The 21591-nt window shown below is 72.9% G+C and carries 25 protein-coding genes; 15 read left to right on the plus strand and 10 right to left on the minus strand.

All coding sequences use genetic code 11. From position 1 onward, the window contains the following. Nucleotides 1-71 precede the first annotated feature (71 nt). The gene (locus VFG42_RS01510) at nt 72-683 is read right to left on the minus strand and encodes a hypothetical protein (RefSeq protein WP_324904507.1); all 612 of its coding nucleotides are present in this window, start codon (nt 681-683) and stop codon (nt 72-74) included. A gap of 328 nt (nt 684-1011) precedes the next feature. On the opposite strand from VFG42_RS01510, the gene VFG42_RS01515 reads away from it, so the two are divergent. Next, nucleotides 1012-2298 (plus strand): MFS transporter, encoded by a 1287-nt coding sequence (locus VFG42_RS01515; protein ID WP_324904509.1) that lies wholly within the window; start codon nt 1012-1014, stop codon nt 2296-2298. A gap of 342 nt (nt 2299-2640) precedes the next feature. Beyond that, nucleotides 2641-2868 (plus strand): helix-turn-helix domain-containing protein, encoded by a 228-nt coding sequence (locus tag VFG42_RS01520; protein WP_414642304.1) that lies wholly within the window; start codon nt 2641-2643, stop codon nt 2866-2868. A 447-nt stretch (nt 2869-3315) separates the two neighbouring features. Here the strand turns inward: VFG42_RS01520 and VFG42_RS01525 are convergent, their stop codons facing one another. Both VFG42_RS01525 and VFG42_RS01530 read right to left on the minus strand, forming a co-directional pair. Beyond that, a complete protein-coding gene (locus tag VFG42_RS01525) occupies nt 3316-4083 on the minus strand; it encodes an SDR family oxidoreductase (protein WP_324904513.1) in 768 nt (255 codons plus the stop codon). Next, entirely contained in the window at nt 4083-5090 is a 1008-nt protein-coding gene (locus VFG42_RS01530) for an NADP-dependent oxidoreductase (protein WP_324904515.1), read from the minus strand. Before VFG42_RS01530 ends, VFG42_RS01525 begins: the two co-directional genes overlap by 1 nt. Nucleotides 5091-5160: 70 nt before the next feature. Between VFG42_RS01530 and VFG42_RS01535 the strand changes: the two genes are divergently transcribed. The 3 genes from VFG42_RS01535 to VFG42_RS01545 all read left to right on the plus strand — a co-directional run bounded on the left by VFG42_RS01535 (nt 5161) and on the right by VFG42_RS01545 (nt 7873). Next, nucleotides 5161-5766 (plus strand): helix-turn-helix domain-containing protein, encoded by a 606-nt coding sequence (locus VFG42_RS01535; RefSeq protein WP_324904517.1) that lies wholly within the window; start codon nt 5161-5163, stop codon nt 5764-5766. A gap of 126 nt (nt 5767-5892) precedes the next feature. Beyond that, nucleotides 5893-6813 (plus strand): hypothetical protein, encoded by a 921-nt coding sequence (locus tag VFG42_RS01540; protein ID WP_324904519.1) that lies wholly within the window; start codon nt 5893-5895, stop codon nt 6811-6813. A gap of 190 nt (nt 6814-7003) precedes the next feature. Continuing rightward, a complete protein-coding gene (locus tag VFG42_RS01545) occupies nt 7004-7873 on the plus strand; it encodes an arylamine N-acetyltransferase family protein (protein ID WP_324904521.1) in 870 nt (289 codons plus the stop codon). Here the strand turns inward: VFG42_RS01545 and VFG42_RS01550 are convergent. Together VFG42_RS01550 and VFG42_RS01555 are read right to left on the minus strand one after the other, a co-directional pair. Beyond that, nucleotides 7809-8249, minus strand: coding sequence for a VOC family protein (locus VFG42_RS01550; RefSeq protein ID WP_324904523.1), 441 nt, complete (start codon nt 8247-8249; stop codon nt 7809-7811). The genes VFG42_RS01545 and VFG42_RS01550 overlap by 65 nt on opposite strands. A gap of 10 nt (nt 8250-8259) precedes the next feature. Beyond that, complete coding sequence (locus tag VFG42_RS01555; protein ID WP_324904525.1) at nt 8260-8718, minus strand: helix-turn-helix transcriptional regulator; 459 nt, start codon at nt 8716-8718, stop codon at nt 8260-8262. Between the two features lie 66 nt (nt 8719-8784). Here VFG42_RS01555 and VFG42_RS01560 point away from each other — a divergent pair, with 66 nt between their 5' ends. The 4 genes from VFG42_RS01560 to VFG42_RS01575 are packed head-to-tail and all read left to right on the plus strand — an operon-like array spanning nt 8785 to nt 12776. Beyond that, the gene (locus VFG42_RS01560) at nt 8785-9435 is read left to right on the plus strand and encodes an SDR family oxidoreductase (protein WP_324904527.1); all 651 of its coding nucleotides are present in this window, start codon (nt 8785-8787) and stop codon (nt 9433-9435) included. A 47-nt stretch (nt 9436-9482) separates the two neighbouring features. Next, a complete protein-coding gene (locus tag VFG42_RS01565; protein ID WP_324904529.1) occupies nt 9483-9929 on the plus strand; it encodes a MarR family winged helix-turn-helix transcriptional regulator in 447 nt (148 codons plus the stop codon). Continuing rightward, on the plus strand, nt 9926-11578 hold the full coding sequence (locus tag VFG42_RS01570; protein WP_324904531.1) for an MFS transporter: 1653 nt from the start codon (nt 9926-9928) through the stop codon (nt 11576-11578). Before VFG42_RS01565 ends, VFG42_RS01570 begins: the two co-directional genes overlap by 4 nt. Before the next feature lie 13 nt (nt 11579-11591). Then, entirely contained in the window at nt 11592-12776 is a 1185-nt protein-coding gene (locus VFG42_RS01575) for an AarF/UbiB family protein (protein WP_324904533.1), read from the plus strand. Here VFG42_RS01575 and VFG42_RS01580 read toward each other — a convergent pair. Together VFG42_RS01580 and VFG42_RS01585 are read right to left on the minus strand one after the other, a co-directional pair. Beyond that, nucleotides 12704-13621 (minus strand): sterol desaturase family protein, encoded by a 918-nt coding sequence (locus tag VFG42_RS01580; RefSeq protein WP_324904535.1) that lies wholly within the window; start codon nt 13619-13621, stop codon nt 12704-12706. The two genes, VFG42_RS01575 and VFG42_RS01580, sit on opposite strands and share 73 nt — an antisense overlap. A gap of 3 nt (nt 13622-13624) precedes the next feature. Then, the gene (locus tag VFG42_RS01585) at nt 13625-14323 is read right to left on the minus strand and encodes a winged helix-turn-helix domain-containing protein (protein WP_324904537.1); all 699 of its coding nucleotides are present in this window, start codon (nt 14321-14323) and stop codon (nt 13625-13627) included. Nucleotides 14324-14540: 217 nt separating this feature from the next. Here VFG42_RS01585 and VFG42_RS01590 point away from each other — a divergent pair, with 217 nt between their 5' ends. Then, on the plus strand, nt 14541-15164 hold the full coding sequence (locus VFG42_RS01590) for a hypothetical protein (protein WP_324904539.1): 624 nt from the start codon (nt 14541-14543) through the stop codon (nt 15162-15164). Nucleotides 15165-15348: 184 nt separating this feature from the next. On the opposite strand, the gene VFG42_RS01595 is transcribed toward VFG42_RS01590, so the two are convergent. Beyond that, complete coding sequence (locus VFG42_RS01595; RefSeq protein ID WP_324904541.1) at nt 15349-15678, minus strand: hypothetical protein; 330 nt, start codon at nt 15676-15678, stop codon at nt 15349-15351. Nucleotides 15679-15920: 242 nt separating this feature from the next. Between VFG42_RS01595 and VFG42_RS01600 the strand changes: the two genes are divergently transcribed. The 5 genes from VFG42_RS01600 to VFG42_RS01620 all read left to right on the plus strand — a co-directional run bounded on the left by VFG42_RS01600 (nt 15921) and on the right by VFG42_RS01620 (nt 19397). Continuing rightward, nucleotides 15921-16499, plus strand: a complete 579-nt coding sequence (locus tag VFG42_RS01600; RefSeq protein WP_324904543.1) for an RNA polymerase sigma factor — start codon at nt 15921-15923, stop codon at nt 16497-16499. Next, nucleotides 16496-17092: a LytR C-terminal domain-containing protein gene (locus VFG42_RS01605; RefSeq protein ID WP_324904545.1), complete on the plus strand. Its 597-nt coding sequence runs from the start codon at nt 16496-16498 to the stop codon at nt 17090-17092. The genes VFG42_RS01600 and VFG42_RS01605 overlap by 4 nt, the downstream gene beginning before the upstream one ends. A 19-nt stretch (nt 17093-17111) precedes the next feature. After that, a complete protein-coding gene (locus VFG42_RS01610) occupies nt 17112-18059 on the plus strand; it encodes a DMT family transporter (protein ID WP_324904547.1) in 948 nt (315 codons plus the stop codon). Then, nucleotides 18059-18325, plus strand: coding sequence for a hypothetical protein (locus VFG42_RS01615; protein ID WP_324904549.1), 267 nt, complete (start codon nt 18059-18061; stop codon nt 18323-18325). Before VFG42_RS01610 ends, VFG42_RS01615 begins: the two co-directional genes overlap by 1 nt. A 70-nt stretch (nt 18326-18395) precedes the next feature. Next, entirely contained in the window at nt 18396-19397 is a 1002-nt protein-coding gene (locus VFG42_RS01620; protein ID WP_324904551.1) for a lysylphosphatidylglycerol synthase transmembrane domain-containing protein, read from the plus strand. A gap of 6 nt (nt 19398-19403) precedes the next feature. Here VFG42_RS01620 and VFG42_RS01625 read toward each other — a convergent pair whose 3' ends face one another. Next, entirely contained in the window at nt 19404-20402 is a 999-nt protein-coding gene (locus VFG42_RS01625) for a L,D-transpeptidase family protein (RefSeq protein ID WP_324904553.1), read from the minus strand. Between the two features lie 56 nt (nt 20403-20458). Beyond that, a complete protein-coding gene (locus tag VFG42_RS01630; RefSeq protein WP_324904555.1) occupies nt 20459-21574 on the minus strand; it encodes an alpha/beta fold hydrolase in 1116 nt (371 codons plus the stop codon). Nucleotides 21575-21591 lie beyond the last annotated feature (17 nt).

A 21591-nucleotide genomic window follows, 5' to 3' on the forward strand; every position in this document is an offset into this window, starting at 1 on the left:
TCGCGCCCTGTCCTGAGGGACAGGGCGCGACAGGATGCTACGTCTCGAGCTCTACCGAGCTCTCACCGTGGTCAGTCCGCCGCGATGACCGGACCGCTGCCGCTGACCGTGAACGTCTGCTCCGACAGGTGGCCGAAGCCGGAGGAGGCCGTGCCCAGCAGCGACGAGCAGGAGCCCGAGCCCGTGCCCGTCTCAGGCGTGACGACCAGCGAGCTGGACGCAGTCACAGTCAGACGACCGGCCGTGCTGCCCGCCGGGTTGATGTAGTGACCGGGCGTCGAGCCGGCGATGTGGCACAGCGGCGTGCCCGTCGCAGCCAGCTTGGCCGTGCAAGTCACGGCCGCCGAGCCCGTCGTGACGCCCGACGCGAACGTCAACGGGGTCAGCGTGTACGTGCAGGCGACGTGCGTGGCCGTGCCCGAGATCGAGCAGGGGGTGAAAGTCACCGTGCCCGACACCGTCGTGAACACAGCGGCAGCCGTACCCGTCGCGGTCGCGCCCGTGCACGTCAGGTTGTTCGTCCCGCCGGATCCAGTCACCGCCAGGATCCCGCCGGGGCCCGTGGCGGCGAAGGACGTCGCGCCGGTGTTAGTCCACGTGGTGGCGCCCGCCGTCGAAGACATGACCGCGAACAGCGACGCGAGCGCCGTGACGAGCACGACGAAACGCGAGAACTTGCTCATGAGTACTACTCCTGTACCTCGTGAGATGTGCGACGCCAACGGCGCCGCCTAGGACATTGACGCGTCGTGCGCTAGGACCAGCCAGGAATCGCACGAGACCGCTCTGCCCACCGTCCACCGCGGAGGAGGAAGGGCGGTCGCTCACGCATTCGTGAGCCGTGATGGATCACACACCGACCCACGTTCAGCCACCAGAGCCAGGCGCGCAGGATGTGCCGAACGGCAAGGAAAGGCGTCCTGACCCGCCTACCCAGTCCCGCACACGGGCCTTACCAGGGAACCGGTCAGTTCGACAGCCGCGCTGTCGAACCCGCTACACCGTAGGGAGGTGCCCGCGCGATCCCGCCCCTCCCACTCTCCCCTCAAGTCCCGGAACTACCGCCTCTACTTCTCCGGGCAGCTGATCTCCGTCCCGGGCACCTGGCTGCAGACCGTCGCGCAGGCGTGGCTGGTCCTTCAGCTCACACCCTCAGGCTCAGCGTTAGGGATCACGGTCGCGCTCCAGGCGCTTCCGGTCCTGCTGCTCGGCCCGTGGGCCGGCGCGGTCGCCGACGCCACGGACAAGCGCCGGATGCTCCTCGCCACCCAGGCGATGCAGGCGGTCCTCGCGTTGGTGCTCGGCGCCCTCACCGTCACCGGGGTCGTGCAGCTGTGGATGGTCTGGGTCCTCGCGCTCGGGCTCGGCGTGGCGCGCGCGGTCGACGTGCCGACGCGGCAGTCGTTCGTCTCCGAGCTCGTGGTCGGCGACGAGCTCCCGCGCGCGATCTCCATCAACTCGACCGTGGCCGCCGCCGCGCGCATGGTCGGCCCGGCGGCCGGCGGCACGATCATCGCCGTGCTCGGCGTCGGGCCCTGCTTCCTGATCAACGGCGCGTCGTTCCTCGGGCCACTCGCCGGGCTGCTCGCGATGGACACGGCCAAGCTCCACCGCCCGAAGGTCCCGCCCCGCCGCCAACCGCGCGCCGTGCGCGAGGGCCTGCGCTACGTCCGGCACCAGGAGGACCTGCTGATCCCGCTGTTGATGATGGCGCTCGTCGGCACGCTGGCCTACGAGTTCCAGGTCACGATCCCGCTGCTGGCCCACGAGACCTTCGGCCTCGGCGCCACCGGCTTCGGCCTGCTCTACGCCGCGATGGGCGCCGGCTCGGTCGTCGCGGGCCTCACCGTGGCCGGCCGCGTCTCCCCACGCGTGCGGACGATCACGGTGGCGGCGGTCGTCTTCGGCGCCGGGCTCGCGCTCGCCGCGGCCAGCCCGACCCCTGCCGTCGCGGCGATCTTCCTGGCGCTCGCCGGCGCGGCGTCGGTCGTCTTCTCCTCGAGCACCAACGCGACGATCCAGATGCGCGCCGCCCCCGAGATGCGCGGCCGGGTGGTGGCGCTGTACATCGTCGCGTTCATGGGCTCCACCCCGATCGGCGGCCCGCTGGTCGGCGCGGTCGGCCAGGCCGCCGGCGCACGCGCGGCGCTGGCCGTCGGCGCGTTCGGGTGCGTGGTCGCGGTGGCGCTGGGCATCCTGGCCGCGGCTCCGCGCCGTCGCGAGGCGCGCGTGCCGCTCGTGCCCGTGCGCCGCCGCCGCAACCACGCGCGCCCCGACGAGCCGCGCGTCCACGCCTGACGCTCCTGCCGCCGCCGGCACGCGCGCTCACCGTCGCGGCGCGCCCTCACCGGGTCGACGCGAGCCTCGTCAAGGGACTCATGGGCCAAGTGGCAAGGGGAAGACGCGTGACGCGCTTCGAGCGGGGTAGGCGCGTCGGTGGCCCGCATTTCCTGCCTCATCGCGCGACATTCACCACCCCGAATGTCACTTCCCAGGCCGCTCCATCGTCCGGTGCGCTGAAACCTTTGCACATGTTTCACCATCTGACCGCTCAAGATCAGGCAAACTGGTCCCAGCGACTCGGACACACGCATAGGTTCGGGGCCAAGCGGAAGACAGGAGATCCGAATGGAAGCGAAGATGCAGCTCGCCGCCAACTTGCGTCGGTTGCGCAAGGAGCGGTGTTGGTCCCAGGAGATGCTCGCGCATTTCGCCGGCCTGCACCCCACGGAGGTCAGCCGGTTGGAACGAGGTCTGCGCGAGCCTCGCCTGAGGACGGTCATGCAGGTGGCGGCCGCGCTGAAGGTCCCGGTCCAGGACCTGATCGCCCCGCCGGAGACCGCCCCGGAGCCTGAGCCGGTGGCGTAAGTCCATAGGTCTTGCCGCCCTTGCGGCGGTGTCCGCTGGAGCACCAGGAGCTTGCGGCCCCCTCCGCAAGCTCCTCAAATCCCAGAACCGGTCCGTCGAGACATCAGGACGGAATTGCCATCGGGCAGGGGATTCATCGCTCCGTTCGGGGAAGCGGCGCCGCAAGGGCAGGCAAGCCGGACAACCTCCAAAGCCGCGGCTTCGGCATCAACCGGACCACGGCAAACAGCAGACCTGACATGCCCTGCCTCCGCAGGGCATGAGCCGTTTGAGGGCGCGGGCCGCACGACGCCACCCGGCCTGAGCCAAGCGTCAAGCTCGAATGCTGGTCCAGCGAACAGCGGTCGAATACTCTGACGATTCCGTCTCGTCGTCGCGAGATGGTCCTAGCGCAGCACCAAGGGAGGCCTGCCCGGATCTTCCGTGCGGGCAGGCCTCCCGCTGTGCCTAGATCGCGTCCGGCCGCGCCGCCTCGCCCGTCCCCGGTCCGGGCACGTTGCGGAACTTGAACGGCGCGGGCTCGCGGCCGGGCTGGACGAACCAGGCCTCGCCGGTCGCGCCGCCGGCGATGATGCGCAGGACGGTCCGCGCGACGGTCTCGGCCGGGATCAGCTGGACGCCCTGGGCGTCGAGGATCTCGCGGATCGGGTCGACGATCCGCGACTCCGCGAAGCCGGGGCAGATCGCGTTGAAGGTGATCCCGTCGCCGGCCAGCGCCGGGCCCATCGCGCGCGCCAGCCCGACGACGCCGGCCTTGTTGGCCGCGTAGACCGGGTCGAACGGCACGGCGGTCAGGCCCGCCAGCGAGGCGGTCGCCACGATCGCGCCGCCGCCCCGCGCCTTCAGCGCCGGCAGCGCGTGGTGGGTCCCGAAGACCACGCCGTCGAGGTTGACGCCCATCGCCCGGCGGTAGCGCTCGAGGTCGAAGTCCTCGCCGAGGCTGAACCCGCTCGCCACGCCGGCGTTCAGGTAGGCGATGTCCAACCCGCCGCAGCGCGCCACCACGAGCTCGACCAGCTCCCGGTTGGCCTCGAAGCCCGACACGTCGCCGGCCCAGAAGTGGCCGCCGACCCGCTCGGCGACCTCGCGGGCGCCCGCCTCGTCGAGGTCGGCGACGACGACCTCGCACCCGGCCTCGGCGAGCGCCAGCGCGGTCGCGCGCCCGAGGCCGGACGCGCCGCCGGTCACCAGCGCGACCTTGTCGGCCAGCTCCATCAGGCGACCTCGAGCACGAGCTTGCCGACGTTGTCGCCGCGGAACAGCATCTGCAGCGTCTCGGGGAAGTCGTCGATCCCGCCGCGCACGACGGTCTCCTTGGTCACCATGCGACCCTCGGCGATCCAGCCCGCGATCTCGGCGGCCGCCTCGCGGTAGCGCCTGGCGTAGTCGAAGACGATGAAGCCCTCCATGCGCGCGCGGCTGACCAGCAGCGACAGGTAGTTGGCCGGGCCGCGCACCGCGGTCTCGTTGTTGTACTGGCTGATCGCGCCGCAGATCACGACGCGGGCCCGCATGTTCAGCCGGGTCAGCGCCAGGTCCAGGATCTCGCCGCCGACGTTGTCGAAGTACACGTCGACGCGGTCCGGCGTCGCGGCGCGCAGCTGGGCGGCGAAGTCGTCGGCGCGGTAGTCCAGCGCGGCGTCGAAGCCCAGCTCGTCCGTGAGCAGCGCGCACTTCTCCGGCCCGCCGGCGATGCCGATCACGCGTGCGCCCTTGACCTTGGCGATCTGACCGACCATCGACCCGACCGCGCCCGCCGCGCCGCTGACCAGGACCGTCTCGCCCTCGCCCAGCGCGCCGACGTCCAGCAGCCCGAAGTACGCGGTCATCCCCGGCATGCCCAGCGCGCCGAGGTAGGTCGCCAGGGGCGCGGCGCTCGCGTCGACCTTCAGCGCGCCCTTGCCGTCGGTGACCACGTGCGACTGCACGCCGAACATCCCCACGACGTGGTCGCCGACCGCGTAGTCGGGGTGGTTGGACTCCGTCACCTCGATCACCGACCCGGCGCGCATCACCTCGCCGATGGCGACCGGCGGCACGTAGGAGCGGACGTCGTTGAGCCACCCCCGCATCGCCGGGTCCAGCGAGATGAACCTCGTGACCCCGGCGACCTCGCCCTCGCCGGGCGCACCCGCCGGCGCGTCGACGTGCTCCCAGTCGGTCGGCTTGATCTCCCCCTGCGGCCGTGCCGCGAGGCGGATCTGACGGTTGGTGGCAGACATTGGTACCAGACAGTACCAACGCGCCCGGCCCGGTGCTAGCGTCCGGTCACGCAGACCCATGCCCGCGCCCGTGCCCGCCACCGAGATCCGCTGCCGCGTCGAGAACGCGATGGCCGCGCTGACCGCCGAGAAGGGCTACGCCGCGGTGACGATCGACGACCTCGCGCGCGCCGCCCGGATCTCCAAGCGCACGTTCTACGACCACTACGCGGGCAAGGAGGACTGCCTGCTGGCCGCCTACGAGAGCGCCGCCGGCCGGGTGCTCGACGCGGCCCGGCGCGCGGCCGACGCGGCGGCGGCACGCGGCGAGGGCGCGACCGCGCGCGTCGAGGCCGTCATCTCCACCTACCTGAAGGCCCTGGCCGCCCAGCCGGAGATGACGCGCGTCTTCCACGTCGAGATCCAGGCCGCCGGCGCGGAGGCGCTGCGCCGCCATCTGGCGGTCGACCTGCGCTACGTCGCGCTGCTGCAGCGGATCGTGCGCGAGGACGGCGGCACGCTGTCCCGCGCCGGCGCGATCGCCGCGCTCGGCGCCGTCCACGAGCTGGTCCTGCACGCGGTCGCCGAGGGCCGCACCGCCCGCCTGCCCTCGCTGCTGGCGACCGTGCGCCCGATCCTGCACGCCGTCCTGCCGGCGGCGCGCGGTGCAGGAACGCGGTCTCGCGCGAGTAACTAGCCGGATCTGGGTATCGACGCCACCGCGACAGACGGGACCGCGCCGTGTTGTCACCCATAGATAGATCCAGAATCCCATCGGGAGGGACCAGTGCACCTTGAGAAGATCCGCGCAGGGGCGGCGGCCGTGGCGGCCGCGCTCCTGCTGCCCGCGGCCGCACAGGCCGCGAGCGCACCGGGGGTGAAGACCGGCGGCGTCGCCGACCTTGCCCCGCTGTCCGTGCGGCTGACCGGGACCGTCGACCCCAACGGGGGCGCCACCACGTTCCAGTTCCAGTACGGACCCGACAGCGCCTACGGCGCCGTGACGCCCGAGCAGACGATCGGCGGCGACGGCAAGAAGGCCATCACCGCCAACGTCAACGGCCTGGCGCCCGCGACGACCTACCACTACCGGCTGATCGCCCGCAACTCCCACGGGCTGACCAAGGGCGCTGACCGGACGTTCAAGACCAAGGCCCAGCCCTTGGGCGTGACGTTCGCCGCGACGCCCAACCCGCTGCTGCCCGGCGGGACGACCACGCTCTCCGGCCAGCTGACCGGCACCGGCAACGGCGGTCGCGAGGTCGTGTTGCAGTCCAACCCGTTCCCCTACACCCAGGGCTTCAAGAACGACGGCAACAAGCTGATCACCGACCCCAACGGCAACTTCAGCTTCGGGCTCAAGACCGTGCCGTTCAACACCCAGTTCCGCGTGGCGCTGCCCGAGAAGCCCTCGGTCGTCAGCCCGATCGTCGTCGTCAGCGTCTCGGTCCGCGTCTCGACCCAGCTCGGCACGCACACCGTGCGCCGCGGCCACGCGCTCACGTTCAAGGGCACGATCACGCCGGCCGCCGACGGCACCCCGATCGCCATCCAGAAGCTGAACTCCAAGAAGCACTGGGTGACGATCTCGGGCACCGCCGCCCGGCACAGCAGCAGCAAGTCGTCGTCCTACTCCAAGAAGGTGACGATCCGCAGCGGCGGCAAGTACCGCGTCTACGCCGGCGTCACCAACGGCCTCTACGTGCCCAACACGGGCGCGACGGTGACGATCCACACCAAGTAGGTCGTCGCACGAGCACGGCGCGGGCGGGCGTGAGGGGACGCCCGCCCGTCGTCGGCCCGCGACGCTAACGGCGATCCGCACGCGGTGCGACGGCATCCGCGGCGGAGCGTGCCGGTCGGCACGTCCTGCCCGGCGCGCCCGCGGCCGCGTGGGCCGAACGGCGGGGGCTTCTGGCAAGCTCTCGCCTTCGATGATCGACGCGTTGCTCGCGCACCTGGGGTTCGAGGAGACGCCGCGAGCCGACCGCGACGGGCTGTTCGCCGTCCACGAGCGGTTCCTGCGGACGGTCCCCTACGACGGGCTGACCGCCCAGCTGGGCGAGCATGCGCCGCTGGATCCGCCGTGGCTGGTCGAGCGCGTCCTGGCCACCGGCCGCGCGGGCTACTGCTTCGAGATCAACACCGTGTTGGCCACGTTGCTGGAGGGCTTGGGCTTCGCCGTCGAGCGGCGGGAGGGCATCGTCGACGAGCGCGAGGCGCTCGCCGGCGGCGCTCCGACCAACCACCTGGTGTTGGTCGTGCGCGCCGACGGCGAGGCGTTCGTCTGCGATGCCGGATGGGGAGAGGGGTTCCTGGCGCCGCTGCCGCTGGCCGCGGGGACGTACCCGCGCGGACCGCTCTCGTGGGCGGTCGAGCGCGACGGCTCGGATGGGTGGTGGATCCAGCAGCACATGTGGGGATCGACGCCCGGCTTCCGGTTCGGGGATGACGTGGTGGACCTGGCCGCGTTCGCGCCGCATCACGAGCGGTTGGCGACGAGCGGCGACTCGCACTTCGTGCAGACGCTCGTCGTGCAGAAGCCGCTGGACGACCGCGTCGTCACGCTGCGCGCCCGCACGCTGAGCGAGAAGGGGCCGCGGGTCGACGACCGGCGCGTCCTCGCCGACGCGGACACGCTGGCGGCGACGCTGCGCGACACCTTCGGCGTCCGCCTCGACGCCGGGCGCGTCGCGCGGCTCTGGGACCGCGCGTGCGCCCAGCACGAGGCGTTCGCGGCTACGCGCTCGGCATCGTCTCCGGGGTCGGCGCCGCCGGCACCGGAGCCACCTGCGTCAGCCTGAAGCCGTTGCCGAACGGATCGCGGAAGCCGCAGTCCACGCCGTAGAAGACGTCCTCGGGCTCGCTGATGAACTCGACGCCGCGCGCCTTCAGCTCGCGGTAGGCGGCACGGCAGTCGTCGGTCTGGATGATCGTGCCGTTCAGGCCGCCCAGGGCCATCAGCGCCCGGACGTCGGGCGCCAGCTCGGGCCGCATGTCCGGGTCGATCAGCGAGATCTCGAAGTCCTGGCCCGGCGCGCCGACGGTCACCCAGCGCCACTCGCCGTAGGCGACGTCGCTGCGGACCTCGAACCCGAGCTTCTCGGTGTACCAGGCCAGCGCCTCGTCCTGGTCGCCGACCTGCGCGCAGAGGATTCCGACTCGAAGGTGGTTGCTCATGGGCCCGAAGCTACGCCTCGGGCGACCCCGGCGCTTCTCGAATCCTGCGGTCCGGCACCGCGCGCGGACGCATCCACTCGCGCCGGAAGCAGCCGGGGATGCGCGCCAGCAGCGCCGCCTCCTTCTCACGCTCGCGGTAGGCCGTCGGCGACACGCCGACCGTCCGCTTGAACGTCGCGCTGAACGAGCCCAGCGACGTGTAGCCGACCGCCGCGCAGATCTCCCCGACGGTGAGATCCGTCAACCGAAGCAGCTCCTGGGCCCGCTCGATCCGGCGCGTCTGCAGGTACTGATGCGGCGTCTCGCCGAAGACCGCCTTGAACGAGCGGCTGAAGTGGGCGGTCGACGCGTGCGCGCGCCGCGCCATCGCGGCGACGTCGGTCCGCGGATCGGCGTAGGCGAGGTCCGCGTGGTCGCGGGCGCGCAGCAGATGGCGGGCGACGGGCTGAGTGGACGCGGGCGCGGACACCCGCCAAGCCTAGGTCGTCCCGCGCGGGGTCGCCACCGGCGTGGCCCCGGCGCTACCGTCGGGGCCATGGACGTCGTCATCGCCGGTGGCCATGGTCAGATCGCGCTGCTGCTGGAGCGCCTGCTCGCGGACGAGGGGCACGCCGTGCGCGGCCTGATCCGCAACCCCGATCACGCGCCGGACCTCGAGGCCGCCGGCGCCACGCCGGTCGTGGCCGACCTCGAGGAGCAGGACGTCGACGCGCTGGCGCGGACCATCGGCGACGCGGACGCGATCGTCTTCGCCGCGGGCGCCGGCCCGGGCAGCGGCCCGCAGCGCAAGTGGACGCTCGACTACGCGGGCGCGGTCAAGTTGATGGAGGTGGCCCGCCGCAACGGGATCAACCGCTACATCATCGTCTCCTCGACCGGCGCCGACCCCGAGGCCGAGGACGACGGCGCCTTCGGCACCTACCTGCGCGCCAAGGGCCAAGCCGACCTCAAGCTCACCCAGTCGGGCCTGTCCTACACGATCGTCCGCCCCGGCCGCCTCACCGACGCGGCCGCCACCGGCGCCGTCGACACGTCGACCGGCCGGGGCGAGATCCCGCGCGCCGACGTCGCCGCGGTGATCGCGGAGCTGCTCGACACCCCGGGCACCGCGAGCGTGACGTTCGACGTCAACAGCGGCAACGCGCCCATCGCCGAGGCCGTCGGCGCCCTGGCGTCAGAGTCCTAACGGCATTCGGATAGTTGCATAGTCCACCTATGTAGGATGGGCTATGCATGTCCACCAGCCCCATCTCACCCGACACCGACGCGCTCGCCGAGCAGCTCGAAGCGGCGCTGGTCGTGTTGTGGGCCGACCTGCTGGCCCACACCGCCGGCGACCTCTCGCGCACCGGCGCGTCGGTCCTGAACACGTTGCGCGACGGCCCGCGCCGGATCACCGAGCTGGCCGCCATCCAGAACGTCGCCCAGCCGACGATGACCGTCGCCGTCCAGCGCCTCGAGACGCGCGGCCTGGTCTCGCGCGAGCGCGCCGCCGACGACCGCCGCGCCACCAACGTCGTCCTCACCGACGCCGGCCGCGCGAAGCTCGCCGGCCGCCACGCCGCCCGCGCCGCCGCGCTGCAGGCGCGCCTCGCGGCGCTGAGCGACGACGAGCGCGCCGCGCTGCACGCCGCGCTCCCCGCCCTGTCCACCCTCGCCTCCTCCCAGGACGCCGCATGACCCACGCCACCGAGAAGTCCACCACCTCGATCTTCCACCAGCCCCGCTCGGTCTACGCCGTCGCCTTCGCGTCGGTCGTGGCGTTCATGGGCATCGGCCTGGTCGACCCGATCCTCCCGTCGATCGCCGAGAACCTGAACGCCAGCCACAGCCAGGTCGAGCTGCTGTTCACCTCCTACTTCGCCGTCATGGCGGTGGCGATGCTCGTCACCGGCTGGGTCTCCAGCCGCATCGGCGCCAAGCGGACGCTGCTGGGCGGCCTCGCGCTGGTCGTCGTCTTCGCCAGCCTCGCCGGCACGTCGGACACCGTCGCCCAGCTCGTCGGCTTCCGCGGCGGCTGGGGCCTGGGCAACTCGCTGTTCACCGCGACCGCGCTGAGCGCGATCGTCGGCGCCGCGTCCGGCGGCGTCGCCTCCGCGATCATCCTCTACGAGGCCGCGCTGGGCCTCGGCCTGGCCTCCGGCCCGCTGCTGGGCGGCGAGCTGGGCGCGGTCTCGTGGCGCGCGCCGTTCTTCGGGACCGCCGCGCTGATGGCGGTCGGGTTCATCGCGATCTTCGTGTTGTTGAAGGACTCGCCCAAGCCCAAGCGCAAGACCTCGCTGTCCGAGCCCTTCAAGGCCCTCGGCCACGGCGGCCTGCGGACGATCGCCCTCACCGCGCTGTTCTACAACTTCGGGTTCTTCACGCTGTTGGCCTTCGCGCCGTTCCCGCTGGCGCTCGGCGTCCACGAGCTGGGCTACGTGTTCTTCGGCTGGGGCGCGATGCTCGCGGTGTTCAGCGTCGTCGTCGCGCCGCGGCTGCGCGCCCGGACCGGCACGGTGCCGCTGCTGACCGGCGTCCTGCTGACCTTCGCCGTGCTGCTGGCGATCATGGGCGTCGGCGTCGGCTCCCAGGGCCTGCTGATCGCCGCGGTCCTGGTCGGCGGCGCGCTGATCGGCCTGGTCAACACGGTGCTGACCGAGGCGTTGATGCGCGTCGCGCCGGACATCGACCGCCCGGTCGCGTCGGCCGCCTACTCGTTCGTCCGCTTCGGCGGCGGCGCGATCGCGCCGTGGCTGGCGGGCAAGCTGTCGGAGCACGGCAACGAGGCGCTGCCGTTCTACGTCGCGGCGGTCGTGGTCGCCGCGTCGGTCGTGCCGCTGCTGGCCGGCCGCTCGCTCGTCCGGCACGTCGACGCCGACGAGGCCGCGGCCGCGCACGCCCCGGCGGCGGCGCCGGCGATGGAGCGCCCGGTCGCGCGCCGCGTCGACGAGCCCGCGCCGCTGCTGCTGGCCGTCGACGGCTCGCCGGCCGCCGAGCGCGTGACCGCCGAGGCCGCCCGCGTCGCGCTGCTGCGCGGCCGCCCCGTGCACGTCATGCACGTGCTGGAGACCGACGTCGTCGGCGACGAGGCGATCGCGCGCGAGTCCGACGACACCGCCCGCGCGACGCTGACCGCCCGCCTGGACCAGCTGCACCGCGCGGGCGTCGACGCCGACGGCGAGATCCTCTCGGTCGCCGGCCGCCACGCCGACGTCGCCTCGCTGATCGCTCACCGGGCCGGCGACACCGGCGCGGGCGTCATCGTGGTCGGCCGTCCCGCCGAGCCGGCGTCGCTGACGGACCTCGTGACGCGCGAGGCGCCGGTCAACGTGTTGGTCGTGGCCTAGTCTCCGCGGCGCTATGGCCGCCGATCGTGTGACCCTGCCGCCCGCCCTCCGCACGCTCGTGGAGGCGGGCGGCACGTTGGTGCGGAGGTCGTCGAGCGGGCGCTTCGCGCTCGGACGGACCGCCGCGCTGGTGGAGGAGGACGCGCTGCCGGGCGCCTTGCGCGCGTGGCCGGCGCGGCTGGAGCGGGCGCGGGCCGAGGTCGCGACGCCGATCGCGTTCAAGGACGTGGAGAAGGCGCTGAAGGGCGCCTGGGGCCGTCCGCCGGGCAAGGTGCTCGACGCGCTGGAGCGCGAGCCGGTCGCCGTGACGCCGGGCGCGCAGGTGCACCGCGGCGAGCGCGGCGGCGACGGCGCGGCGGTCGCGGTGAAGGTGCTGCGGCCGGGGCTGGCGAGCGCCGTTCGCCATGACCTTGCCCTGCTCGACGTGCTCGCGGCGCCGCTGGGCGCGGTGTTCGGCGCGATGGACGCGGGCACGATCCTGCGCGAGATCCGCGAGAGCGTGCTGGACGAGCTGGACCTCGAGCACGAGGCCTCGACGCAGCGGTCGGTGCGCCGGACGCTGCGTGGCGTGCCCGAGCTGGTCGTGCCGACACCGGACCTCGAGCTGTCGTCCGCGAGCGTCCTGGTGAGCGAGTGGCTCGACGGCCCGACGCTGGCCGACGCCCGGCCCGGGGATCCGGCGGCGGTCGCGCGGACGCTGGTGGCCGCCCACGTCGCGGCGGCGCGCGCCGGGTACGTGCTGACCGACCCGCGTCCGGGCCACGTCGTCCTGCTGGACCGCGGCGGCGTGGGGCTGCTCGGCGCGGGCGTCGCGCGCCCCGCCGACCGCGATCGCGTGGCCGCGGCGCTGGACGCGCTGGTCGCCTTCCGCTCCGAGGACCAGGACGCCTTCGCGGCGATCGTCGCCGACCGGCTGGCGCTGCTGCCGTCCGCCTCCGACGCGATCAAGACCTATGGGTGGGCGGCCGTGGTCCTCGACGGCCTGCTCGGCGGCGAGGCGCGCCTGGACGCCCCCGCGCTGGCCGGCGTCGGCGAGCGCGCGCTGGAGCACCTGACCGCCGCGCTCGCGTTGGCCGCCACGGTCGCGCCGCGCCCCGCGGACCTCGCCGTGGCGCGGTCGGTCGGTCAGCTGACCGGCGTGCTGTCCCGGCTCGGGGCGACCGAGGACTGGGGCGGGCTCGTGCTGGAGTCCGCGTAGCCCGGCGCCCCCGACGCCGCCGCGTCCGGCGACCACCCCGGCCCGTGCCACGCGTGGCCGACCTTGGCCCGCCACGTCGGCGCCGCGCGGACGTCGTGCCAGAGCGCGATGTACTCGTGGAACGCGACGCGCACCGGGTTGTAGGTGTCGATGTTCGTCGTCAGCCCGTAGCGGACGCGCTCGCGCTCGGGCTCGTAGGTCCCGAACAGCCGGTCCCAGACGATCAGGATGCCGCCGTAGTTCTTGTCCAGGTACTGCTCGTTGGAGCCGTGATGGACGCGGTGGTGGGAGGGCGTGTTCAGCCACGCCTCGACCCACCGCGGCAGGCGGACGACGCGTTCGGTGTGGATCCCGAACTGGTAGATCAGCGACCACGCCTGGGCCAGCAGGATCATCCACGGCGGGAAGCCGACCAGCGGCATCCACATCCAGAACGGCGCGTAGGTCATCGGCACCCACGTCTGGCGCAGGGCCGTGCTCAGGTTGTAGTGCTGGCTGGAGTGGTGGACGACGTGCGAGGCCCAGAACGTCCGGTTCTCGTGCGAGACGCGGTGGAACCAGTAGTAGGAGAAGTCGTCGGCGAAGAACAGCAGCACCCACGTCCACCAGGCGTCGGTCGGCAGGTGCCACGGCGCCAGCTCGTACAGCGCCGCGTAGGCGGCGAGCACGACGAGCTTCCACCCGACGTTGATGATGACGTTCCCGATCCCCATCGTGATCGACGTCCGCGAGTCGCGCAGGTCGTAGCCGACCATCCCGTCGGACTCGAGGTGCTTGAACGACAGGAACTCGACGACGAGCAGCAGGACGAAGTACGGGAACGCGTAGTACAGGACCTCGGCCATGGCTCAGGCCTCCGACGGGATCGAGCGGATCAGCAGGTCGCGGGCGGCGGCGTGGGCGCCCTCCTCGTCGGCGTCGGCGACCGCCTGCGCCAGCGCGGCGACCGCGGGCGCGTCGGCGATCTCCGCGCCGACCGTGTGGGCGTCGAACGAGAGCACGCGCTGGCCGGCGACCATCGTGTTGAGCGCGAGGCGGTAGGCGAGGTTGCCCGAGCCGTCGATGATCCGGTCCCACAGCACGTCGTAGATCGCCGTGCGCGCGGCGGGGTCGTCGGTGGCCGCCAGCGCGGCGGCGCGCGCCCGCAGCTCGGCGCGGGTGACGTCATCGGCCCGCCGCGCGGCCAGCCGCGCCGCGTCGGCACCGACCGACGCGCGCATCTCGAACAGCGACCGCACCAGCCCGAGCGCCTCCGGCGGCATCACGCCCTCGGCGCCGAGCGCCAGCATCAACTCCAGCCCGCCGTGCCGTCGCCAGTCGCGCACCTTCGTCGCCCCGCCCTGCGAGATCGACACCAGCCCCGCCTGCTGCAGCCGCTTCAGCGCCTCGCGCACCGCATGCCGCGACGCCCCCAGCTCCTCGGAGAGCTGCCGCTCGGACGGCAGCGCGGCACCGGGCTCGTAGGTGCCGTCGAGGATGGCCGCGCGCAGTTCGCGGTGGATCGCCGCCGAGCGGGTGCCGGCCGCGACTGGTCCAACCAGTTCCATGCACTGGTTGTACCAGACCATGGCGCCACCTGGCAAGACCGACCCCGACCCCTTCCCGCCGGCAGAACCTGCCGGGCCGGCTCCGAGATCCGCCCGTCAAAGGGTTCCGCGACGCAGATCGATCAGCCACACTCAGTGTGCGCGTGTCGGCAGCACTGGCGCGTGACCGCGCATGGCCCGACATCGCATCCATAAACGAGTCCTAGGAGAACGACCCATGAGCAGGTTCTCGCGCATCGTCGTGTGCATCACGGCGCTGGCATCGTTGTTCGCAATCACGTCCTCGACCGCGGGCGCGGTCACCTGGACCAACTCCGGCGGTACTTCCTTCCACGCCACGGGCGGCTCGGTCTCGCTGTCGCTCGGAGGCAACCTCCTCGGCTGCTCGGGCTCGACTACCGTGGGCGACGCCCCCGTCGGCACGTTCACCGGCGCCGTCTACTCCATCTCGGGGACGATCACTTACACGCCGTGCTCGCTCATCGGCAACGCGGCGGAGATGGGCTGCAACTTCCAGTGGACTGGCGCAACCTGGACCGACGGCGCTCCCGCCATTTCCAGTGGCGCGGTCGATCTGACTTGCGTGTATCGACTCGCGACCACCGGCACCCCGATTTGCCACATCGCGGGCACCACGCCCGCCCACTACTACAACCCGACCGCAACCGTGCCGGGCCGGTTCACTTTCACTGCGTCGACCACGCTGGTCGCCACGAGCGCCTCGGGCACGTCCTGCTCGGCGTTCGGCGTTCCGTCCGGCGGCTCGGCCCCGGTCGGCCTCAACGAGAACACCATCACGATCGGCTCCGTGGCCACCAGCCCCTTCCTCACTCACAGCTGAGGCCGATCCACTCAACGCGCCCCGTCCCCGGACGGGGCGCGTTCGCCTTCCTCCAGGGCCCGCGTGGGGTCCCGGCATCACACCCTCAACGAGTCCCGACCCATGAGCAAGCTCTCGCGCATCGTCGTGATCATCACGGCGCTGGCATTGTTGTTCGCAATCACGTCCTCGACCGCCGGAGCGGTCACGTGGACGAACTCAGGCGGCACTTCTTCCACGCCACGGGCGGCCCGGTCTCGCTGTCGCTCGGCAGCGACACGGTCACCTGCTCGGGCGCCACTGCCGATGGCAGCGCCGCGATGGAGTCCACGGGCGCGGTCGTCACCGGCACTCTCTCGTTCAGCCCATGCAGCCTCGTCGGCGTGAGCTCGTTCTGGCATTGCTCGTACACCATGACTGCCACCGCGTTCGCGACCGGGGTCTCCGCGGGCGCGGTCGACCTGACTTGCGACCAGGCCCTCGTGGCCGCCCCGACCACCACGCGCTGCCACCTCGCCGGCAGCACCTCGGCCACGTACATCAACCCGTCCGGGTCGACCCCTGGCAGGATCGCTTCAGCTCGTCGGGCTCCCTGGTCATGTCCAACGGCGCGGGCGGCTGCGTCCTGGGCACGGGCTCGACCTCGATGTCCGAGTGGACGCTCACGCTCGGCAGCGTCGCCGAGAGCCCGGTGCTCGCGCGCGACGCGTGATCGAAGGCTGAACGCGGCGGCCGGCGCTTCGGTCACAGGATCGGGAGGATGCGCGAAGGACGATCATGGACCGACGCTCCGACACCGAGCTGCTGGCCGCCGCGCTCGCCGGGGACGGCGAGGCGTTCGGGGTCTTCTACCGGCGGCACGCGCGGCGGGTGGCGGCGTTCCACCTCGGCCGGATCCGCGATGCGCAGGAGGCGGCGGACCTGACCGCCGAGACGTTCGCGGCGGCGCTGGAGGCGTTGGAGCGCTTCGATCCGCGGCGCGGAGAGCCGGTCGCGTGGCTGTTCGGGATCGCGCGCCATCGGCTGATCACCGCGATGCGCAAGGGCGCGGTCGAGCAGCGCGCGCGGCGGCGGATGGGGCTGGAGCGGATCGTCCTCGACGACGCCGGGCTGGAGCGCGTGGAGGCGGCGGCCAACGCGGAGCTCGTCCGCGTCGAGCTGCGCGAGGGCTTCGGCAAGCTGCCGCCCGAGCAACGCGAGGCCATTGCCTTGCGGGTCCTGCTCGACCACGAGTACCACGAGGTCGCGGGCGCGATCGGACGGTCGGAGGTCGTGGCGCGCAAGCGCGTGTCGCGCGGGCTGTCCGCGCTGCGCGCGCGGCTGGCCGCGACGACGACCGAGAGGAGCGAGCGATGAAGGACTTCTTCGACGACCTCGAGCGCCAGCTGGTGGCGGCCACGCCCCAGCGCACGGCCCGCCTGCGTCGCGCGCGGGTCCGGCGCACGGCGGCGGTCGCGAGCATCCTGGTGGCCTTGCTCGCCGGCGGCGCCGGGATCGCCGCCGCGGTCGGCGGCGGCGGTGACCCGCGCGGCGGCCACGGCACGCCGGTCGGCCGGACCGCGGCCACCACCGGCGACCACTTCACGCGGACGACGCTCACGAGCACCACCGCGCCGGCCGACCGCGGCGCCTCCGAGATCGCGGTCCTCAACGGCACGACGGTCCCGGGCCTGGGCCGCGGCGTCGCCAACCGGCTGCAGACCGACCGCTTCAAGATCGGCAACGTCACCAACGCCGCGGCCCAGGACCAGCGCCGGACGGTGGTCTACTTCCGCACGCCGGACGACATCCCGGCGGCGACCGAGGTCGCCTCCTCGCTGCGGCTCGGCGACGCGGGCGGCGAGTTCTCGCTGCGCCACGCGCCGCGCGCGCTGACCTCGCTGGCGGGCCCGGGCGCGAGGGTGATCGTCGTCGTCGGCTCCGACCAGAACGCCCCCTCGGGCCCGTGACCCCGTAGCGTGCGTCGCCGTGGCCTGGACCCCCGCCACGGCGACGACCGCGACCGCCGACCCCACGCCGATCGACCGCCTGCTCGCGCGTCCGCGCCTGACCGCGCTGCTCGGCGCGCTGACGATCGCGTTCTCGGCCGTGCTCGTCCGGCTGGCCGAGGTCTCGCCCTCGACCGCCGCGGTCTTCCGCTGCGCCTACGCGGTCCCGGTCCTCTACCTGCTCGCCCGCGCCGAGGACCGCCGCTTCGGCCCCCGCCCCGCCCGCGACCGCCGCCTGGCCGCGCTGGCCGGCGCGTTCTTCGCCGTCGACCTCGTCGCCTGGCACCACGCGATCGAGGATGTCGGCGCCGGGCTGGCGACCGTCCTGGGCAACCTCCAGGTCGCGTTCGTCCCGCTGATCGCCTGGGCGGTGCTGCGCGAGCACCCGTCGCGGCGCGTCCTCGTCACGTTGCCGCTGATGCTCGGCGGCATCGTGCTCATCTCGGGCGCGCTGGAGTCCGGCGCCTACGGCGACCGCCCCGCCGCCGGCGTGGTCTTCGGCGTCGTGACCGGCCTCAGCTACGCCGGGTTCATCCTCGTCCTCCGCCAGGGCGGGCAGGACCTGCGCCGCCCGGCCGGACCGCTCTTCGACGCCACGTGGGTCGCCGCCGTGGGCGCGCTGCTCATCGGCGCGGCCTGGGGCGACCTCGACCTCGTCCCGAGCTGGCCCGCTCACGGCTGGCTGCTCACGCTCGCGCTGACCTCGCAGGTCGTCGGCTGGCTGCTGATCTCCGCGTCGCTGCCGCGCCTGCCCGCCGCGCTGACCTCGGTGATCCTCACCGTGCAGCCCGTCGGGTCGGTGCTCCTCGGCGTGATCGTCTTCACCGAGGCGCCGTCCGCGCTCCAGCTGGCCGGCGTCGCGGCGATCCTGGCCGGGCTGGTGCTGACCTCACGCCGTTCCGCGGGTAGTACCGTAGGAGAATCCTGATGGTGATGAAGGTCGTGCGTTTCTGGATGCCGGCCGCGATCCTCGTCGCGGGGATCGTGCTCGTCGTCGTTCGCGGGGGTGACGAGACCTCGCTGGAGGGCTGCGCCGCCCTCTGGGGCGCGGGCCTCTCCGTCGCTCTGCTGAACTGGCTTCACCGCATGGGCGTCAGCGGCGATCGCAGTCGCGCGCGGGAGGACGAGGCGCGCGCCTACCTCGCCCGTCACGGACGCTGGCCCGACGATGCGCCGCCGCGGCAGGGGTCCTGACGCGCCGGCACCGGACCTTCGCGCTCCACTTGGCCCCCTCGTGTGTCGTTAACGCGAACAGGGCCATCTCATGCTGAGCGACGTCTTCCGCACCGCCGACCACGCGCTGGAGCTCCTGCTCGACCGTGCCACGAGCGTGAACCCGTGGCTGGCGGGCCTCGGCTGCGTCCTGTACGTGCTCGCGCAGGCCGTGCGCCCGCGCGGCTGGCACACGATCCTGCGCGCCGCCTATCCGGACGCCAAGGAGCTGCGGCCGCGCAACACCTCCGCGGCCTACCTGGCGGGCGCGGGGCTCAACGGCGTGATCCCGGCGCGCGGCGGCGACATCGTCAAGCTGTGGCTCGTCCACCGGCGCATCCCGGGCGCGCGCTACCCGACGCTGGCGGCGACGTTCCTCCCCGAGACGATCTTCGAGACGCTCTTCGGCACCGCGCTGGTGATCTGGGCGCTCGCCCGCGGGTTCCTGCCGGTCCCGACGTCCTCGGGCGAGCTGCCGCACGTCGACGTGACGCTGGTCATCGAGCATCCGGTGATCTCGATCTGCGCGGTCGCGGTCGGGACGCTCGGCGCCTGGGCGCTGTACCGCGCGCTGCGCCGCCGGATCTCCGACCTCACCTCGCGCCTGCGCCAGGGCGTGGCGATCCTCGGCCAGCCGCGGCACTTCGTCACCGGCGTGGCGAGCTGGCAGGCGCTCGGCCGCCTGATCCGCCTCGGCTCGATGGCCGCGTTCATGGAGGCCTTCCACCTGCCGGTCACGCCGTCGACGGTCGTCCTGGTGATGGCCGCCCAGGGCGGCGGCCGGATCCTGCCGCTGGCGCCGGCCAGCGCCGGCCTGCGCCTGGCGATGCTGTCCTACGGGTTCGTCGAGACGACCGGCCACGCCGTCGACATCGCCGCGATCACGACGTTCACCTTCGGCGTCGGCGCGCTCACGATGCTCGCGGGCCTGATCGTCGGGCTGATCGCGCTCGGCGCCGAGCTCGAGACGTGGTCGCCGCTCGGCGCGCTCCGCGCGGCCAAGGACGCCGTGGCCCGGCACCGGCAGGCCAGCGCCGAGCCGAGCAAGGCGTAGGACGCGCTACTTGATCAGCACCGGCGTGCCGACCGGCGTGCGGCTGAAGAGGTCCTTGACGTCCGGGACGTGCATGCGGATGCAGCCGTGCGAGGCCGCCGACCCGATCGAGTAGTCCTCGCCGGTGCCGTGGATGCCGACGCCGTTGACGATGCCCATCCAGCGCGACTTCAGCGGGTTGGCGGCGCTGCCGCCCTCGACCGTCGTGCCCTGCAGCTCGCCGGCCCACGGCGAGTTGGGGACCGACCACACCGGGTCGACCTGCTTGTTCTGGATGGCGAAGAGGCCGGACGGCGTCGGGTAGGCGGGCTGGCCGACAGCCACCATGTAGGACTTCTTGAACTTGAGGTTCTTGAAGAGGCGCAGCTTGAAGTGGGCCTTGTCGACCGTGATGATCGTGTTGTACTTCTTGGCCAGGTCGTTGGCGTTGACCGCCGGCGACGTCTTCTTCAGCTTGGCGTGCAGCGTGCGCGGCGCGTTGACGCCGTCGTCCAGCGCGGCGTTGACGTCGCGCTCGACCTTCGCCGTGTCCAGCGCGCGGCCGTGCGTGGCGCGCGTCCGGTAGATGTGGGTCAGCGCGATCTTCACGCGCGCGTCCTTGGCCGGCTTGGCGACCTTGCCGGCCACGCCCGCCACCCAGGCCTTCACGGCCGCGTGCGAGTGCGACAGCTTCAGCCCGACGTCGCCCGGCGCCTTGGCGCGGATCGCGCGCTTGGCGGTCGTCAGCGAGTCGAAGACGAGCTTGGCGTCGGCCGCCTTCAGCGTCCACGGCTTGCCCGAGGCGCCCAGGACGAGGTCCGCGCTGACCTTCGGGCCGATCGTCGCGTCGAGCTTGGCCTGCGCGTCGGCGAGCGTCAGGCCGGACAGGTCGACGCCGCCGGCGGTGACGCCCGCGGGGACGTTGGTGGGATCGGCCTTGGTCTTGGCGGCGGCGGGGGCGGTCGCCGGAACCGCCGCCGCGAGGGCGGCGACGAGCAGCACGGGGAGGGCACGGGCGCGAGACATGGCGGCCCAGGCTAGCGATCGTTCGCGCGCGAACCCGCAAGAGGTTGTGCGGCGAACTACGCGGCTGTCGCCCGGCGACGCCGAGACGCGCCAGGGCGAGCGTCGCCCGCCTCGTGCCGGGCGAAGAACTCGTCGATCCAGCGCCACGTGGACCCCACGGCCGCGCGGCCGGTCAGCACGCCGAGGTGGCCGCCGGGCCCGGACTTCAGCTGGACCTCGGGCGCGCCGGTCAGCAGCGAGCCGACGTGGTGGACGGCCTTCTGGGGCGCCAGCACGTCGTCCTTGCCGGCCACCGCGAGCACGGGGACGCGCACGTCGGCGAGGTCGATGTCGTGGTCGCCCAGCTCCAGGCGCCCGTCGGCGAGGTCGTTGACGCGGAAGAACCGGTGGTAGAGCTGGCCCATGGTCCGCCCCGGGTAGGCGGTCATGTTGTTGGTGAAGTGATCGACGGCCTCGATCTGGGCGAGGAAGTCGCGGTCGTGGAGGTTGAGGCCCACGGCCAGCGGCTTGGTGAGGTACTTGTCCAGCGAGGACAGCTGGAACGCGCGCTTGACCAGCGGCGCCGGCGCGCCGCCCATCGCGCGGTAGGCCAGCGTCGCGAAGAGGCCGTTGGTGACGTTGGCCATCTGCCGGATCGGCGCGAAGATCCTCAACTCGGCGAAGTCGAACGGGCTGGCGACGACCGCGATCGAGTTGACCGGCAGATCCGGCCGGGCGGCGAGCGCCAACAGCGACATGATGCCGCCCAGGCACCAGCCGACGATCTGGACGGGCTTGCCGCCCGCGTCGGCCGACGTCCGCTCGATCGCGCGCGGCAGCACGTCCTGGACCCAGTGCTCCAGCCCCAGCTCGCGGTCGGAGAACCCGATCGTCCCGTACTCCACCAGGTAGGTCGGGTGCCCGAGGCCCAGCAGGTGCTCGGCCATCGAGCAGCCGCGGCGCAGGTCGAAGCAGCTGGTCGGCGCGGCCAGCGGCGGCACCAGCAGCACCGGCAGGTGGCGCGTGCGCTCCTCGCCCGCCAGGTACTGCAGCAGCGTGCCCTGCGGCGCCTCGTCGATCACGCGCGCGGGCGTGCGCCGCAGGTCGGCGACGCCGCCCTTGACGAGCAGGTCGAACGCGTTGGCGGCGGCGTGCATGACGCCGTCGGGGGTGGGGATCAGCGAGGGAGCCATCAGGACCGCACGGCGTG

Source organism: Baekduia sp. (assembly GCF_035685985.1).
GTDB lineage: Bacteria > Actinomycetota > Thermoleophilia > Solirubrobacterales > Solirubrobacteraceae > Baekduia.

What these genes read in the sequence shown, in the direction of transcription:
- VFG42_RS01560 (WP_324904527.1), top strand. Translation starts at nt 8,785, where the DNA reads ATGGACGTCGTCATCGCCGGTGGCCATGGTCAGATCGCGCTGCTGCTG.
- VFG42_RS01625 (WP_324904553.1), bottom strand. Translation starts at nt 20,402, where the DNA reads ATGTCTCGCGCCCGTGCCCTCCCCGTGCTGCTCGTCGCCGCCCTCGCG.
- VFG42_RS01530 (WP_324904515.1), bottom strand. Translation starts at nt 5,090, where the DNA reads ATGTCTGCCACCAACCGTCAGATCCGCCTCGCGGCACGGCCGCAGGGG.
- VFG42_RS01590 (WP_324904539.1), top strand. Translation starts at nt 14,541, where the DNA reads ATGAGCAGGTTCTCGCGCATCGTCGTGTGCATCACGGCGCTGGCATCG.
- VFG42_RS01585 (WP_324904537.1), bottom strand. Translation starts at nt 14,323, where the DNA reads ATGGAACTGGTTGGACCAGTCGCGGCCGGCACCCGCTCGGCGGCGATC.
- VFG42_RS01545 (WP_324904521.1), top strand. Translation starts at nt 7,004, where the DNA reads ATGATCGACGCGTTGCTCGCGCACCTGGGGTTCGAGGAGACGCCGCGA.
- VFG42_RS01565 (WP_324904529.1), top strand. Translation starts at nt 9,483, where the DNA reads ATGTCCACCAGCCCCATCTCACCCGACACCGACGCGCTCGCCGAGCAG.
- VFG42_RS01580 (WP_324904535.1), bottom strand. Translation starts at nt 13,621, where the DNA reads ATGGCCGAGGTCCTGTACTACGCGTTCCCGTACTTCGTCCTGCTGCTC.
- VFG42_RS01615 (WP_324904549.1), top strand. Translation starts at nt 18,059, where the DNA reads ATGGTGATGAAGGTCGTGCGTTTCTGGATGCCGGCCGCGATCCTCGTC.
- VFG42_RS01575 (WP_324904533.1), top strand. Translation starts at nt 11,592, where the DNA reads ATGGCCGCCGATCGTGTGACCCTGCCGCCCGCCCTCCGCACGCTCGTG.
- VFG42_RS01550 (WP_324904523.1), bottom strand. Translation starts at nt 8,249, where the DNA reads ATGAGCAACCACCTTCGAGTCGGAATCCTCTGCGCGCAGGTCGGCGAC.
- VFG42_RS01630 (WP_324904555.1), bottom strand. Translation starts at nt 21,574, where the DNA reads ATGGCTCCCTCGCTGATCCCCACCCCCGACGGCGTCATGCACGCCGCC.
- VFG42_RS01620 (WP_324904551.1), top strand. Translation starts at nt 18,396, where the DNA reads ATGCTGAGCGACGTCTTCCGCACCGCCGACCACGCGCTGGAGCTCCTG.
- VFG42_RS01510 (WP_324904507.1), bottom strand. Translation starts at nt 683, where the DNA reads ATGAGCAAGTTCTCGCGTTTCGTCGTGCTCGTCACGGCGCTCGCGTCG.
- VFG42_RS01600 (WP_324904543.1), top strand. Translation starts at nt 15,921, where the DNA reads ATGGACCGACGCTCCGACACCGAGCTGCTGGCCGCCGCGCTCGCCGGG.
- VFG42_RS01605 (WP_324904545.1), top strand. Translation starts at nt 16,496, where the DNA reads ATGAAGGACTTCTTCGACGACCTCGAGCGCCAGCTGGTGGCGGCCACG.
- VFG42_RS01570 (WP_324904531.1), top strand. Translation starts at nt 9,926, where the DNA reads ATGACCCACGCCACCGAGAAGTCCACCACCTCGATCTTCCACCAGCCC.
- VFG42_RS01520 (WP_414642304.1), top strand. Translation starts at nt 2,641, where the DNA reads ATGCAGCTCGCCGCCAACTTGCGTCGGTTGCGCAAGGAGCGGTGTTGG.
- VFG42_RS01525 (WP_324904513.1), bottom strand. Translation starts at nt 4,083, where the DNA reads ATGGAGCTGGCCGACAAGGTCGCGCTGGTGACCGGCGGCGCGTCCGGC.